Origin of the sequence: Thiomicrospira sp. S5, from assembly GCF_003991075.1 — a bacterium.
Classification (GTDB): Bacteria; Pseudomonadota; Gammaproteobacteria; order Thiomicrospirales; family Thiomicrospiraceae; genus Hydrogenovibrio; species Hydrogenovibrio thermophilus.
The window spans coordinates 384961-401041 of the sequence record NZ_CP014470.1 but is presented as its reverse complement, the minus strand read 5'-3'; the positions used below and the strand labels follow the sequence as shown (position 1 = coordinate 401041).

At 54.0% G+C, this 16081-nt stretch carries 12 protein-coding genes; 8 read left to right on the top strand and 4 right to left on the bottom strand.

Annotation, left to right across the window (positions count from 1 at the left end; translation table 11 throughout):
- Positions 1-72 precede the first annotated feature (72 nt).
- Entirely contained in the window at positions 73-1737 is a 1665-nt protein-coding gene (locus tag AYJ59_RS01845) for an acetolactate synthase large subunit (protein ID WP_127119150.1), read from the top strand.
- Between the two features lie 192 nt (positions 1738-1929).
- Entirely contained in the window at positions 1930-4566 is a 2637-nt protein-coding gene (locus AYJ59_RS01840; protein WP_127119149.1) for a methyl-accepting chemotaxis protein, read from the top strand.
- 72 nt (positions 4567-4638) lie between these two features.
- Here AYJ59_RS01840 and AYJ59_RS01835 read toward each other — a convergent pair whose 3' ends face one another.
- The 4 genes from AYJ59_RS01835 to AYJ59_RS01820 all read right to left on the bottom strand — a co-directional run bounded on the left by AYJ59_RS01835 (position 4639) and on the right by AYJ59_RS01820 (position 8279).
- Complete coding sequence (locus AYJ59_RS01835) at positions 4639-5505, bottom strand: AraC family transcriptional regulator (protein WP_237260357.1); 867 nt, start codon at positions 5503-5505, stop codon at positions 4639-4641.
- Positions 5506-5601: 96 nt separating this feature from the next.
- The gene (locus AYJ59_RS01830; RefSeq protein ID WP_127119148.1) at positions 5602-6399 is read right to left on the bottom strand and encodes a zinc-dependent peptidase; all 798 of its coding nucleotides are present in this window, start codon (positions 6397-6399) and stop codon (positions 5602-5604) included.
- 4 nt (positions 6400-6403) lie between these two features.
- The gene (locus tag AYJ59_RS01825) at positions 6404-6880 is read right to left on the bottom strand and encodes a thioredoxin family protein (RefSeq protein WP_164730720.1); all 477 of its coding nucleotides are present in this window, start codon (positions 6878-6880) and stop codon (positions 6404-6406) included.
- 109 nt (positions 6881-6989) lie between these two features.
- The gene (locus AYJ59_RS01820) at positions 6990-8279 is read right to left on the bottom strand and encodes a TlpA disulfide reductase family protein (protein ID WP_164730719.1); all 1290 of its coding nucleotides are present in this window, start codon (positions 8277-8279) and stop codon (positions 6990-6992) included.
- Between the two features lie 252 nt (positions 8280-8531).
- Between AYJ59_RS01820 and AYJ59_RS01815 the strand changes: the two genes are divergently transcribed.
- The 6 genes from AYJ59_RS01815 to AYJ59_RS01790 all read left to right on the top strand — a co-directional run bounded on the left by AYJ59_RS01815 (position 8532) and on the right by AYJ59_RS01790 (position 16041).
- Positions 8532-10538, top strand: coding sequence for an EAL domain-containing protein (locus AYJ59_RS01815; RefSeq protein ID WP_127119145.1), 2007 nt, complete (start codon positions 8532-8534; stop codon positions 10536-10538).
- 10 nt (positions 10539-10548) lie between these two features.
- Complete coding sequence (locus tag AYJ59_RS01810; RefSeq protein ID WP_127119144.1) at positions 10549-11916, top strand: CAP domain-containing protein; 1368 nt, start codon at positions 10549-10551, stop codon at positions 11914-11916.
- Positions 11917-11976: 60 nt separating this feature from the next.
- Positions 11977-14130, top strand: coding sequence for a GNAT family N-acetyltransferase (locus AYJ59_RS01805; protein WP_127119143.1), 2154 nt, complete (start codon positions 11977-11979; stop codon positions 14128-14130).
- Between the two features lie 241 nt (positions 14131-14371).
- Complete coding sequence (gene exbB, locus AYJ59_RS01800; protein ID WP_127119142.1) at positions 14372-14821, top strand: TonB-system energizer ExbB; 450 nt, start codon at positions 14372-14374, stop codon at positions 14819-14821.
- Positions 14818-15207, top strand: coding sequence for an ExbD/TolR family protein (locus tag AYJ59_RS01795; RefSeq protein WP_127119141.1), 390 nt, complete (start codon positions 14818-14820; stop codon positions 15205-15207). Before exbB ends, AYJ59_RS01795 begins: the two co-directional genes overlap by 4 nt.
- 9 nt (positions 15208-15216) lie before the next feature.
- Positions 15217-16041: an energy transducer TonB gene (locus tag AYJ59_RS01790; protein ID WP_127119140.1), complete on the top strand. Its 825-nt coding sequence runs from the start codon at positions 15217-15219 to the stop codon at positions 16039-16041.
- The last annotated feature ends 40 nt before the right edge of the window (positions 16042-16081 follow it).

Genomic DNA, 16081 nt, shown 5'->3' with positions numbered 1-16081 from the left:
TTAAATTTTCCATACTCCATCGCCTATTGAAGACGTGTTATGATGCAGATTCACTACACTACGGAGGCCTCCATGAAAGCATCGGATCTGTTTGTCAAAGCGCTGGAAGCCGAAGGCGTGGAATACGTTTTCGGCATTCCAGGTGAAGAGAACCTGGATTTACTCAATTCCCTCAAAGATTCCCAAATCCAAGTTATCGTCACCCGCCACGAACAGGCCGCCGGCTTCATGGCCGCCACCTATGGCCGCCTTACCGGGATGGCCGGAGTTTGCATGTCCACGCTCGGACCAGGCGCGACCAACTTGGTCACCGCCGCGGCTTACGCCCAACTAGGCGCCATGCCGATGGTGATGATCACCGGGCAAAAACCCGTCAAAACCAACCGACAGGGTCAGTTCCAGATTGTCGATGTGGTGGATATGATGCGCCCCATCACCAAATACACCTGCCAGATTCACAGCGGCCATAACATTCCGGCACGCATCCGCGAAGCCTTCCGCTCCGCCAAAACCGAACGCCCCGGTGCCTCCCATTTAGAATTGCCGGAAGACATCGCCCGCGAAGAATCCGATTCGCCGGTGATTCAACAAGGCATGCACCGCCGCCCGCTGGCGGAAGATAAAGCCGTGCGGAATGCGGTGGAAATGATTCAACGCGCCAAGCGCCCGTTGATTATGATTGGCGCCGGTGCCAACCGCAAAACCGCCGGGAAGATGCTGCGCCAGTTCGTCGACAAGACCGGCATTCCGTTTTTCACCACTCAGATGGGGAAAGGCGTGGTGGACGAACGCCATCATTTGTATCTGGGCTGCGCCGCCCTGTCCGATAATGATTTCGTGCATTGCGCCATCCGCAATACCGATTTGATCATCAATGTCGGTCACGACGTGGTGGAAAAACCGCCGTTCTTTATGGAGCAGGACGGCTTCAAGGTGATTCACATTAACTTCACCAATGCGTCCGTCGATCCGGTGTATTTCCCGCAAGCCGATGTGGTGGGCGATATCGCCAACAGCATTTATCAAATCAAAGAACGCATCGAACGCCAGGACACCTGGAATTTCGACTGTTTTATGGAAGCCAAGCGCCAAATCGACAAAAACCTGTTGGAAGGCACCAACGACGGACGTTTTCCGATGTATCCGCAACGCGTGGTGGCGGACATCCGCAAAGTCATGCCAGACGACGGCATGATTACGCTGGACAACGGCATCTATAAAATCTGGTTTGCGCGTAACTACCTGGCCTATATGCACAACACCATTTTATTGGACAACGCCCTCGCCACCATGGGCGCGGGGTTACCGTCGGCCATTGCCGCCAAACTGGTGTATCCAGAACGCCGGGTCATGGCCATCTGCGGCGACGGTGGTTTTATGATGAATTCACAGGAAATGGATACTGCCGTGCGCCTCAAGCTGGATTTAGTCGTCGTCGTGCTTAACGACAACGCTTTCGGCATGATCAAGTGGAAACAGGCCAATATGGGCTTCGAAGATTACGGGCTGGACTTGAACAATGCCGATTTCGTAATGTACGCGCAAAGTTATGGCGCCAAGGGGCACCGCATCCACAAAGCCGACGACTTGATTCCGACCCTGGAAGGCTGTTTCGAAGACGGCGGCGTACATCTAGTCGAAATTCCAATGGATTACAGCGAAAACAACCAAATCTTGAATCATGACATTAAAGAGCTCAGCCAAGCGGTTTCGGAACAGATAAAAACCCTACTTTAAAAATGTTTCTCAAATAAAAGCATTTCTCAACCACTTGGTTTATCGCTGGGCTTATGATAAGGTGCGTTCGCAGAGTAAATTTTCTTTAATTAAAGTTTAACCACAGTAAACTTAAGGTTAAAATAAAATTAAAATACTCAGCGCACGCAGTACATAACAAGAAACATCGGACGTTTCCGGGGGAGCCATATCATGTTTGATTTCAGCCGTTCACTCAAGGCCAAAGTCATTGGAATTTCGACGCTGGTCGGTATCATCATTGCGTTTTTAGTCGGCCTGACCATGTATCTGACAACGGTCAAGCCGGTGCCTGAACAGGTCGAAAAACGCATCTTCAAAGAAATGACCGCCTACATTGATGCGCAGGTCGACTTGAAAGTCAAAGGCGGCATTATCGGTGCCACCATGATTACCCTGCAAAACAGCATCATCCAATCCCTCGCGGTGGAAGATCGCGATGCGCTGAAACCCTTTTTCGCCAATATCAAAGCCGGATTTGCCCGCAAGACCGGCTTCAAGAATATCGCCACCCAGCTGATTACCTACGATGGCCGCTCCCTCATTCGTTCCTGGGATTTGGAGAATTACGGTCAAAACGTCTCCAATAACCCGCTGATCCAGAAAGTCATGAAAGAGAAAAAAGCCTATGGTGCGCTGGGTGTCGGCGCGCGCGGCATTGGTGTTATTGCGGTGTCGCCGATTTTTGAAGATGACTCGGTTCTGGGTTACACCACTCTGGTACAAGGCATGGCTTCCGTCGCTAAAGATTTCCGCGCCAATGAAGGCGGCGAATGGGTCTTGCTGGTCGATAAACGTTACATCGACCAGAAATACGGCAACATGCCAATCATCGAAAAGAACGAAACCATCACCGACAATTATCTGCTCGCCAGCAACCGCTGGTTTGATGCAGATGCGGTGTCGCTGGTCAAGGCCAGTTATCAACCGACGGATGGCATGGCTCGCCACTTATACACCACCCAAGGTAAAGTCGTCATCGACATTCCGGCCATCGACGAGTCGGGCGACGTCATGGGGCGTCACCTGTTCATTCTGCCGGAAACCGAATACACCGGACCAATCAACACCGCGATGAACAACGCTTGGATGTCATTGGCCGGTGTCATTCTGGGCGTGCTCGTGTTGACGATTGCCCTGATCATTACCGTTACACGCATGGTCATCAACCCGCTGAAACGCGTTCAAAAAGTCACCGGGCAAATCATTGAAAGCGGCGACTTCGCGTTACGCGCGCCGGTCAACAGCCAGGACGAAGTCGGTCGCACGGGCGATGCCATCAACCAGCTTCTGGAACAGGTCTCGCAAGCCTTGACCCAAGCCAACCAAACCGTCGGTGCCATCGCCAAGGGCGATTTCTCCAAACGTCTCAACGGCGATTACAAAGGTGATCTGGAAACCTTGCAAACCGGCATCAATGAAAGTGTCGACATCATCGACCAAGTGATGAACGAACTGTCCGGCGTGATGCAAGCCATGCGCGACGGCCGTTTTGATGTCTCACTCTCTAACCAGGGCGAAGGTGAATACCGCAAAATGATGGACAACGCCCAACAGGCGATGTCCGAAACCAACAGCATCATCACCGAAATCAATGCGGTGATGGAGCACATGCGTCAAGGCGAGTTCCAGCACCGTGTGCAAGTCAACGCCAGCGGCGATTTGGAAAGCCTGAAACAGCGTATCAACGAATCCTTGTCCACGCTGGACGAAGCCGTCTCCGACATCACCCGCGTTGTGGTCGCGCAAAGCGAAGGTGACTTGACGCAAACCATTGATGCCGAATACCAAGGTGATTTGATGCGTTTGAAAAACGCCGTCAACCAATCCTTGCAGAAGTTGTCGGACATCGTGTCCCAGGCCATCATCACTTCGCAAGTGGTCAACACCGCTTCGGAAGAAGTGGCCAAAGGCGCGTTGGACTTGAGTTCCCGCGTTCAGGAGCAAGCCGCCGCCATCGAGCAAACTTCGGCCACCATGGACGAAATGAACTCGGCGGTTCAGAACAACACCGACAACTCGCAACAAGCCGCGTCGGTGGCGCAAAAAGTGCAGACCGAATCCGAACAGGCGTCCAAAGTGATGCAACAAACCATCACCGCCATGAACACCATTCAGGAGTCGAGTCACAAGATTTCCGAAATCGTCACCCTGATTGACAGCATCGCCTTCCAGACCAACCTGCTCGCGTTGAACGCCGCGGTGGAAGCGGCCCGAGCCGGTGATCACGGGCGCGGTTTCGCTGTCGTGGCCGGGGAAGTGCGTGCGCTGGCCCAGAAATCGGCCGACGCCGCCAAGGAAATCAACAGCCTGATTACCGAAAGCGTACAACGCATCGACGAAGGCACGCATTTGGCTGGCGAATCCGGTGAAGTCATCGGCAACATCACCCAGATGATCAATGAAATGTCGTTGATGATTAACCAGATTGCACAAGCCTCGACTGAGCAAGCGCAAGGTGTGGAACAAGTGCATAAAGCCATCGGTGAAATCGACGCCACCACGCAGCAAAACGCCGCTCTGGTGGAAGAGACATCCGCCGCGGCCGAAAGCATGAGCGAACAGGCCACCGATTTGAGTCACAATATGGCTTTCTTCAAAACCAATACGGCCGGTCAACCAAAGGCCAATAAACCGGCCGCGCTATCGGCTCCGAAGCCGACACTGGAAGCGCCAAAGCCTGCGGCCCCCAAAACGGAGGCCCCAGCCAAACCGGCTCAGGCGGAAAAACCGGCCGACAAGCCAACGGAAACGGCGAAATCCATTACGCCACCTCCACCGCCAAGCGCCGATGAATGGGAAGATTTCTAAAGTCTTCCGCTTTCCGTTCCAACTAAAAACGCCCGGTTCATCCGGGCGTTTTTGTTTTCAAAGAAGCCGCGCCTACTGTAACGGTAAATAAATATCCGTCACCAGTTCATGCTCGTCCACTTCCGGAAACAGGTTCCGATAACGAACAAAACACGGAAAATCCCGCAAACTTTCGCCACTCTCCGGCAACCAGTCGCGATATAGAAAATACACGCTGGTGTCCATAGCATCGTGCGAGCCGTAATGCACCAGATGCGCACAACGCCCCGGCGGAAGTTCTTTATTCATCACGCCCTGAGGGTTGTCCGGAATCGGCGCTTTGATAGAGCCGCAGATATCGAACCGGAAATCCTCCGGTGCCACCGCGGCCGGGTCGTCGTATAAAATGCCGAAGCTGTCACTGATGTCCACCGGTGAGTGGTTTGTCTGTTTGCGCCATTCGATAAAGCTCGCAATCGACTCATTCAATTGCTCATGCGACGCGCGGTGCTCTTTCACCGCAATCAATGTTTTGGGGAAATCGATGATTTCCACGGTTTTCGTTTGCATCGTTTGGTTTCCTTTTCTTGAAGTTTCTGGATATTGTTGATGCCAAGAAACCCAATTCGGCTGCTTTCGGAACTGCGACGGCGTCTGCCCGAACGTTTTCTTAAACGCCCGTGAAAAGGCTTCCGAACTTTCAAATCCGGCCTGCAACGCCACATCCAACACGCGAAACTGTGGATAAAACGCCAACTGATACGACGCCCGCTTCATGCGCATTAACTGGATAAACCGGAAAACATTAATGCCCATGGCCTGCGAAAACTGCCGATGGAAATGGAATTTTGAAAAGTGCGCCACCTCGCACAACACCGCTAAGGATAAATCGTCATCGAGATGCTGCTCGATGTAATCACAAACTCGGTTCATACGCTGAAAATAAGATGCACGGCTCACTTAACAATTCCCTCTTCTTGACGGCCTCTATTATGTCCGTGCCTCGACCCGACATCCTGACCGAAATTGCGCAATTCGAAAAAGGCCCAGGCCTGGTCAAAAACCGGAATCGGCGGACTGTGCCCGGCGAAGTGTATCTTGACGATAATACTGTTTGAGTTGCTCGTATACGCCGGGGAAATGCTGTTTGAGCCGCTTCGGCGCAGTAAAGAAATACTCGGTGGTGACCGCGAAAAATTCTGCCGGAGACGTGGCGGCATAAGGATTGATGTCCGGGTTGTGGTAATGCGTCAATTGCGCCTGCAAATGCTCGAACGCTTGACTAAAGGTTTGCGTCCAAACCTCGCGGTTCATCTCCGCATGCAATGGCGGCATGCCATTGGCCTTGCCGTTCAACATATCCAGTTTGTGCGCAAATTCATGCAACACCACATTGTGGCCAGGGTGGTTTTCCGACAACTCGGCTTCGGCTTCGTCCCAAGCCAAGACCACCGGTCCGTCGTACGACCAGGACTCCCCCGCCAGAACGTTATCCTCCTGCCGCACCAAACCGAGTTCGTCATGCGCTTCGCGCCGGACGCGAAAGGCACTCGGATAAACGATGATGTCATTGCAGCCATCCAAGGTGTCCAACCCCAGGTTCAACACCAAGAGCGCCGCCTGAGCGGAAATAGCCGCCCCCATGTCCGGCGTCACCACCTGCCCTTGCGCGCCTTTGAAATATTTGCGATGCAAAAACACCGTCGCCATCTCCCGCAACCGCGCTTTTTCCACCGCACTCAAACCGTGAAACAACGGGTCGGCCGTCATCAAAGCATGCCAGGTTTCATGCGGAATCGGAAAACGTTTGAGAATCCGCCGAACGCGGAAATGTTCGAGCCACTTGGCAATCATCGCGTCACTCCATCCGCTTGTCGTTGCCCATCTCTTCTAACGCTTGGTTGATCCGCTCTTTCAGGTAATAAGGCACGTAATCGTAAGCACCGGAATTGACCATGCGTTTGCCGATTTCACTGCCGTCGGCATCGACGAAAACAATGGTCGGGAAGGTGGTGACATTATAGAGTTCTTGGAAAAAAGCATTCTCGACCGGCTCGCCGTAAAAATCGCGGATGGTTTCGTCCTTGGCATCGACACGGATTTCCACCATATGCACGTAACCGTCCAGCAAGCCGTTTTCAATCATCGGCAAGATGGCGGCGTCCTTCAGCTTTTCGCACGCGCCGCAACGCACCCGGTTGAAATAAATGGCGATGGGCTGTTTATCCTGTTTGGCTTGCTTGGCCAGTTGTTGGAAGTCCTCGGCCGGATTCAACGCCCAAGCATCGGCCCAAGCCGTCATCGGCGATACCCCTAACCCAGCTAATAAAACCATCGCCAACCAGCCTGCAACAGACTGTTTTATAACCTTTCGTCTCATCCTAATCCGGCCTCGTGTTACGTCCATGAAAAATTGCATTCCAGGGATTTTACACCGGTGGAAGTTATTTTTCCCGAATCAAGGCCTCGATTTGTTGAAGCGTGGCCGGATCATCCCATTCGTGCCCGCCAAACAAGGCATAGCGAATGGTTCCCTGTTTGTCGATGACGTAGGTGCTTGGATAGGCGAAAACCCGCCAGGCCTGCACCGCCGAACCTTTCGGGTCCAACAGGATGGGAAAGTTCACCGGATGCTCGGTCAGAAACGACTCGATTTGCGGTTTTTCCTCCGCCAGATTGGCAGCGAGAATTTCAAACGGCTGGCCTTTTAAAGCGGTTTTCAAACGGGTCATGGACGGAATTTCATGCACACAAGGCGGGCACCAACTGGCCCAGAAGTTCAACAGCACCACCTGCCCGCGATAGTCTTTGAGGTTGTGCATCGCCCCCGCCATATCCACCAATTGCAACGGACGGTTTTGCGGCCCGGTGTAAGGTTGCAACCCCACCGAATCCGGTTTTGCCGCAACGTTAGGCCTGGTCGTTTTATCGGTTTCGACTGTTTGGTTGGATTCAGAAGCCGTTTGACGCGTCGCGTCCATATAAGGAATCAACGTGTGGATCGCCGACAGCACATCCTGCAACAAGGTCTTCGCTTGCGCGTTTTCCACCGCCAAGGCATCGGGGCGGAAGTAATAGCGGTCGCGCACCTCCGGCATAAGCCGTAAAAACACGTCCGAGCCGCTCGCTCCCAAGGTTTCTTGCAATTCCGGTAAATGCCAACGCCAAGGGGACAGTTCCGCCTGAATCACATACACCGGCGCATCCAATCGCGACACCGCCGGCCAATAATGCGCCTTCTGACCGGCTTGCGGCGTTTCGACATACAGATTCGGATTAAGCAAAACCACCGCGATATCCGATTGCGGCGTTTGCATCGCCTCGACCAGCGCTTTCACCGCCAACGCCGCCCCTTGATTGGCACTGACGACAATCAACGGCCGCCCTTGCGCTTTCAAACGCTGGATTTCCTCGGCGATGACGGACGGCGGAATCTGCTCCAAACTGCTGGTGGTGGCGGGCAGGAAAAAGCTTTCGAACAGATTCGGCAAGGTGACGGTCAACCCTTTATCGGCCAAGCGTTCCGCCAGACGACGTTCCTGCGGCAACACGCCATGTTCGGACGGCACCCACAACACATTCGCTCGCGGTTGTTCCGCTTCGAACACCAACGACTCCAGCTCACCTTCCAATCCGGTTTCCGCACGTGCCTCCAACACTGTGCCCGCCGCTTCGGCCGCCCAGCTTGACGGCCCGCTCAGCACCAGTAAACACGGCACTATCCAGTATGGCATCCATCGCATCCTTATCCACCTCTTTCCCATCCCAGGGTTATATCGACTCGGGTTTTGATCAAATTATACCGCTCGGCCGCCCACAAACCATTAGGGGAAACCCGATAAAAGCCCAATACCACTCAATAACCTTACTTTAAGTATTTGAATTTTATGGCGCAACCTTCTATATTGACACCTTAACCAACGGTTGCCGGCGCACACTGTGGTAATATTGGTCGGGCCGATTTCAAAAAACGGACGTTTTCGATTATGTGGCGTAAACTCAGCATTCAACTGCAATTGATGACTTTGATGATTGCCGTCACCGTCACGGTGGCGCTCAGTTCGCTTGCCGTGGCTTTCTGGCTCGACATAAAAGAACGCAAGTTTCTCGCCATTGAGCTCACCAACACCGTCAAAAACGCTCTTGATCAGGATTTGATTAACGGCCTCACTCAGAAAGACCCTGCTCTTTTCGTTAACCTCAAACGGCGCTTGCAAGGCTTCCCGAAAATCGACCGCGTACTGGTATTGAGCACCTCCGATGACGTCATTTTCAACTACCAGCACAGTGACGAACACTACAACGACCTGGTGCAGAAAAGCACCGACAAGCCGCGTTTTTCAGGCGAAGACCTGTATATCCGTTACCCGCTCACCGATGGACAACGGCAATACGGTTCGGTGACCTTTATCGTCGATATCAAATCCTTCGCCACCCAGTTTCGACAACACCTGATTTTTTTGGTGATGGCGCTGCCGATTGAGTTGTTGCTGGCGATGATTCTGGCCTGGTGGATCAGCCGAAGCTACAACCAGCCGTTTACGGTGTTGGTGGAGGCGATGAAACGCAGTGATGTCGCCAACAACCGTTTCAAACGGGTTGAAACCGAGGCCCAGAACGAAGTCGGCGACCTGTTCGACGGCTATAACCACATGATCGAACGCATCGAAACCACCACCCGACAAATCCGTTTCCAATCCGAACACGATGCCCTGACCGGCCTATACAACCGCTTTTACATCGAAAATCGTTTGCGCCAAGCCCTTACCCAAGAAAGCGACAAGCCGCACCTGCTGCTGTGTTTCGACCTCGACCGTTTCAAACTCATCAATGACGCAGCCGGTTACCGCGCCGGTGATGAACTCCTGAAAATGCTGGCACACAGTTGTCAGGAACAATTGCCTGACAAAGCGGTGATGGCTCGCCTCGGCGGCGATGATTTCTACGTTTTGTTGCCGGACACCGAGGCCGAGACCGGATTGAAGCAAGCGGAAAATTTACGGCAGTTGCTGGCCGACTACCGCTTTACCTGGGAAGGTTCAGCCTATTCGGTGTCCGCCACCTTCGGCGTAGTATGTTTCCGGGCGCACGACTTCACTCTCGACGAACTGGTCAAAGCCACCGATTCAGCCTTTGCCGAAGCCAAATCACGCGGCCGCAACCAACTGCATCTGTATCAGCCCGACGAAGGTTACACCGAAAACCATCAACACCAGGTTCAGGTCGCCGGTTGGATAAAGGATGCCCTCAAGGCGACTCCCGATTCACACCCCAGCCCCGGGACGGCCCGTTTCGAGCTCTACGCCCAGGCTATCAAACCGTTACAAACCCAAACCTCGCAACTCGGTTACGAAGTGCTGCTGCGGATGCACGACGATCAAGGTCGTTTGATTGCACCGGATAATTTCCTCCCCACCGCCGAGCGCTACCAACTGATGACCGAAGTCGATATCTTCGTTCTCAACACCTACGTCGACACAGTGATGCAACAACCGGCGCATTTGGACAAACTCGGTCTCGTACACGTCAACCTGTCCGGTTCCAGCCTCAATCATCCGGACTTCCAGTCCAACCTCAAGCACCTGATCCAAACCCGTGATTTCCCTTGGCACAAATTGGAACTGGAAGTCACCGAAACCGCGGCGGTGGATAACTTCAACCAGGCCGTCACCTTCATTGAATACTGCAAATCGCAAGGCATCGGTCTGGCACTGGACGACTTCGGCACCGGCATGTCGTCATTCGAATACCTCAAAAGCCTGCCGTTTGATGTGGTGAAAATCGACGGCAGTTTCGTCAAAGACATGCATTCCGACCCGACCGACCACGCCGTCATTCGCTACATTCAGGAAATCAGCGCGTTACGCCACCAAAAAACCGTGGCCGAATACGTTGAGACCGAGCAGGATGTCCGGGCGCTGACCGACATCGGCGTCACCTATGGCCAAGGCTATTTCCTCGGCAAACCCAAGCCGCTGACGGATTGGTTCTAACGGGGGACTCATGGTTTTACGGCTTCTGATTTACCTGCTGGTCGGCTTGTTCGTCGTGTGGTTTTTCACCGTCGGCTTAGAGCGTATCATGACGCCGCCCAAAGACCTGTCGGATATTCCTGCCCTGCAAAAAACCTACCAGAAAACGCCCACCATTCGCCCGGTCACACTGCAAATGGCGCAAGCGCAGGAAGCGGAAGCTTTACGATACCTCAACCGCATTCGTCAATCCTTGCAGCTCAACCCGCTCAGCGGCAATGCCAAACTGGCCGAGGCGGCCCGTCATCACGCCAATTATTCCACATTGAACAATATTCAGGCGCACCCGGAACAGCCAGGCCTGGCCGGTTTCACGGGTGAAACGCCGCAATTGCGCGCCAACGCCGCCGGATACCAAAGCCCGGTCGCAGAAGTCATCGCCTACAATCACGCCAGCCCCTACCCGATGGTGGACGACCTGATGTCCGCCATCTATCACCGACTCGGGCTGCTGAACATGACTCAGGACCAAATCGGCATCGGCGTGGCGGGTAACGGCGAAGGCCAGGTCAAATCCGCATTGGTCGGACTGCTGGGCAATAAAGCCTTGGAAGCGCTATGCGAGCAACCGCCAACCCCCAAACCGGGGGCCTTGGCATTCACCCAACTCTGCCCGTCCGGCGCACCCATTCCGAAGCGTGCTGTGGCCCAAGCCATGAGTGCCGTCGCCAAAACCAACCCCAAACTGGTGGCCTGGCCCAAATCCGGCGCCAGCGTGCCACCGGTGTTTTATGAAGAAAGCCCCGACCCATTACCGGAGTGCAATGTCAGCGGTTATCCGGTGCACGTGCAAATCAACCCCATTTTTGTCGGCCGCATCCAATTCGATGCCGACAGTTTTAAACTGTACGAATTGGAGGATGAGAAGTCCCGCCCGGTCAAAGCCGCTGCGATTTTCGGCAACCGCAAGGATCCAAATCGACAGGAGGATGCTCCGGCGCCGAATAAAGACCAGTGGATCGCATTTTTCCCGCAACAGCGTTTGAACTGGAACAGCCGTTATCAGGCGGAAATCCAATATTGGGAAAATCACACCACCAAAACCATGCGTTGGAACTTCTTTACCGAAAAACAGCCAGGCCTGGTGGAAATCCGCCAAAGCCAAACGCTTAGCATCCGTGAAGGTCAGACACTCACCCTCTACTTCCCACCCAAGTCTTGTCATAACCCGGACGGCATTCGCCTGCAACGCCAGATTCCGCCCGGCATCAACGCCCAGGCTCGCTTTGTGGACGGCGAAACATTACAAGTGACCTTGAAGTCCGCCCCATTCGGCGGGGCCTTTAACCTGCGTTATCAGCCGGGCGATATCCAAATCCGCTTTGAAGTGGACTCCTAGCGTCTAAATGCCCCCACATCTAAAGCAGACGTCCGTAATGATTTCCGTTAAAATGCCGATATGACTTCTTCCAATGCACCAAGCAACCCGGCTCAAATTTGGGCCGATGACTTATGCACACAGCTGGAACAACAGCGCCACCGTGCCTGCTTGGTGCTTTGCGGTTCAGCCGATTGGCACCAGGCCTGGTTAAAACGATTGATTCGTCCCGACTGGCAAGGCGTGTTCATTGGCGAAACCAGCCCACACCCGCAAGCGACGCCCCAAAACCCCAAACAACTCCGCCACCTGCTCGGGCAAGAAACCGATTTTGCCGTGTTTGATGCCGATGCCGGTTTGGAAGCCGATGCCCTCGGCATTGTCGGCGGATTGATTCGCGCGGGCGGTTTGTGCCTGGTCTGCCTGCCCCCAAAGGCGGATTTTCTCAATCATCCCAACCCCGCTTTGGCGGCATTTCTCAATTACCCGCTCACCCCGGAAGACAGTTTGAAAGGCTTCCAGGCACATCTGTGGCATCAACTCCACCAACACGCGCTGTGGCTGGAAGAAGACCAAATCGACCCGGCCTGGCCAAATTTGCATCACTTGCCGTCGGCCCCCTCAACACCGCCGTTAAACCGCGACGTCACCCAACCAACCGCGGACCAGGCCGACGCATTACAGGCCATTCAACATGTGGCCTTCGGGCATCGCAAACGCCCGTTACTCCTCACCGCCGACCGTGGCCGAGGCAAATCGACCGCGTTGGGAATGGCGTGCGTCGCGTTGTTACTGGCCGGAAAGCGGCGTATTACGCTTTCCGCCGCGCGCTTGCCACAGGTGCAAAAAGCCTTCGATACGATTGAAAATGCGCTCCCGCAGTTGGCGCACTCCGGTTTCGTGTTACGGGAAAAACGTCCAGGCCTGGTAATTTTCGACATCGACCAGGACGTCGCAGAAATTCGTTTCCGCGCGCCGGATGACTTAATCCGCGCACCGGCCGACACCGAATTGTTGCTGGTGGACGAAGCCGCCCATTTGCCGCTGCCGATGCTGTTTGCGCTGCTGAAAAGTCATTCACGAACGGTCCTCGCCAGCACCGAACAGGGCTATGAAGGCTCAGGGCGAGGCTTCCGCCTGAAATTGACCGAACATCTTGATACCCATTATCCGGGCTGGAAACGCCACACCCTGACCTCGCCGATTCGCTGGGCAGACAAAGACCCGCTGGAAAACACACTGAACCAACTGTTTTTGCTGGACACCGACCCAACCGATGACGTTAAAGCTTCAGCCGTTCATTCAGTTCAATTCGAACACATCAACCACCCGGCCGAGCTGGCCCAACCGGACAACCGCGCCGACCTGCAACGCCTGTTCCAACTGCTGACCCAAGCCCATTACCAAACCCGCCCCAACGACTTGATGCAGTTATTGGAGATTCCCAACCAACAGCTTTGGGTGGCCCGTGCACAAGGTCAAATCGTCGCCGTGCTGTTTGCGGTGGGCGAAGGCGGCTTGCCGAATGAACCCGGCCGCCGCTTTCAAGGCCACCTGTTCCCGCAACTGTTAAAACGTCATACCCATCATCCGGACTGGTTGTCATTGAAAGGCTGGCGCATTCAGCGTTTGGCCGTCTGGCCGTCCGTGCAACGCTTGGGGTTAGGGCGCCAGTTGACGGCGCACTTTATCGAAGCCAATCAAGCCGAGGCCGACACCCTGTCCGTCAGTTTCAGCGCCGACGCCGGATTGATTCGTTTCTGGACCTCACTGGATTTTCAGCCATTGCACCTCGGCTTGAAACGCGACCAGGCCAGCGGCCAACATTCCGCCGCCTTGTGTTATCCACTGACGGAAAAGGCGGCGCGACTGACTCAACAAGCCCAACAACAATTCCAATCCGAATTCGCCTGGAACCTGACTCAGCCCTTCCAGCACCTGGAAAGCGATTTGGCGCTGGCGATTCTCCGCGGGCAACCGCCTGCCCTGCCGAGCCATTTTCCAAACGGTTACCTGCAAGACCAACCCTTTGAAAGCGTCGCTTTCGCCTTGCGTCAATGGACGCTGGGCCAACTCACCCAACTGGAAGATTCGGACACGCTCGCGCTTTGGTTTCGAAAAGTCGTCCAGCACCAGGCCTGGTCGGATGTCGTTGCCGCATCACCTTTTCCGCACCGCAAAGCGCTGGAAGCCCACTTCAAAAACTGGTTAGCCCAACAACTGGCGCCGATTTAGTCGTCTTTTTTCTCGCCCGCTTCAAGGCATCTTCAAGCCTTTTTATCTCACCTGATTCATAAATTTCATGCGAATCCGGCACTTAGGGGTTGCTCTAATAATTTATTTGAATACAATAATCATTATCATTAATATTAACTTAAGCGCTTAATTTCGTCTGCTGCATTTTCCGATAAGCGCCCATCAATAAACCGGCCAGACGGCATAGACGCTTTCGGCCAGATTTGGACACTGAATTGATATGGACATTCTAAAACTCTATCTCGACATTACGGTTTTCAGCCTCTTGGGACTGATGGCGTTCATCGCCACCTGGTTCACGCTGGAACGCCTGCTCGCTTACCGAAAAGTCGATGTCACCACTTACAACCATATCGATTTACTGACGGTCGATCTGACCCGTAACCTGACGATGATCTCCACCGTCGGTGCCAACGCGCCTTATGTCGGTCTGCTGGGCACCGTATTGGGCATTTTGGTGACGTTTTACGAGCTGGGCATGTCCGGCACCATGAACACCGGCGACATTATGGTCGGATTGGCGCTGGCACTGAAAGCCACCGCCGGCGGCATCGCTTTGGCGATTCCAAGCATCATTGCCTACAACCTACTGATGCGCCGCGTCGAAGTTTACCAAGCCGAATACCGTGCTTATGAAGCGTTGAACCAAGCCGGAGTCGCGCGCGGATGAAACGTTTCGATGACATCAATGTCATTCCGCTGATTGACGTCATGCTGGTGTTGCTGGCCGTGGTGCTGACCTCCGCCAGCTTCATCGTGCAGGACTCGCTGGACATCAAACTGCCGGAAACCGAAAGCACCACCGAATACGTGCCGCCGAAAGAGAAGGTGGTGAATTTCGCCATTGATGCCGACGGCCAATTGTTTATGGATGAAAAACCGACCCAATATCCGGCGTTGCCGACCGTTTTGAAGCCGCTGAAGCCGAAAACCCCGCTGGTCATTAAAGTGGACGACAAAGCGGAATTCGGACGATTCATTCAATTGGTGGACGCCCTGAAAGCCCATAACCTGACCAATCTGACGTTTTTAACCGAAAAAGCGCAGAGCGAATAGGAGGCCAAAATGCCAAAACGTACCCATACATCGCTCAAAGCCTTTGTGCTGACTCTGTTTCTGTACAGCTCGGCCATCCTCGCCGCCGTCTGGCAATTCGACAGCCTGACCTACAGCGAAAAAACGCCGAACGTCCGCGAAGTGCCAATCAACATCAGCATGTATCAGACGCCAACACCGGTCAAGCCGGTTAAGGCCGTTGAACCACCGAAGCCTAAGCCTGCCGAGCCGGTAGAAGAAACCGTAACCGAACCGGAACCCATTGCGGAAATTCCGAAGCCGGAACCGATTGCCAAGCCCAAACCAGCTAAGCAACCGAAGCCGGAACCTAAAAAAGTGGTCAAAAAAGAGGTTCAAAAAGTCGTTAAAAAGCCGGTCGAAAAACCGAAACAAACGGCCCAAAAAGCACCGACTCAGCCGGTGAAAAAAGTGGCGAAAGCCGCAACGCCGAAAGTGGTTGAACCGCAACCGGTGGAAAAAACCATTACCGAACAACCGGCGCCCCCGACTTACAGCGCCTCGCAAATCGCCGATGCCGAAGACCGTTATCTTTCCGAACTGAGTCGCACCCTGGCGCAACTGGCGCAGGACAGTTATCCGCGACGTGCCAAACGTCGTCACTGGGAAGGCGAAGTGGTGCTGAAGTTCGTGCTCTATCGTAATGGCGACATCAAACAGCTTCAGATTGTCGACGGCGATCGTCGCACCGTTTTGAACGACGCGGCCGTAGGCATCATCAAAGACAAAATGGGGATGCGTTTCAAACCCTTCTATAAGGAAATCGAACGTAACCAATGGCACCTGACGGTGCCGGTCAACTTCTCATTGAACTGATTGAAGCATCGAAAAAAGACAAGGGCGGGATGAATCCCGA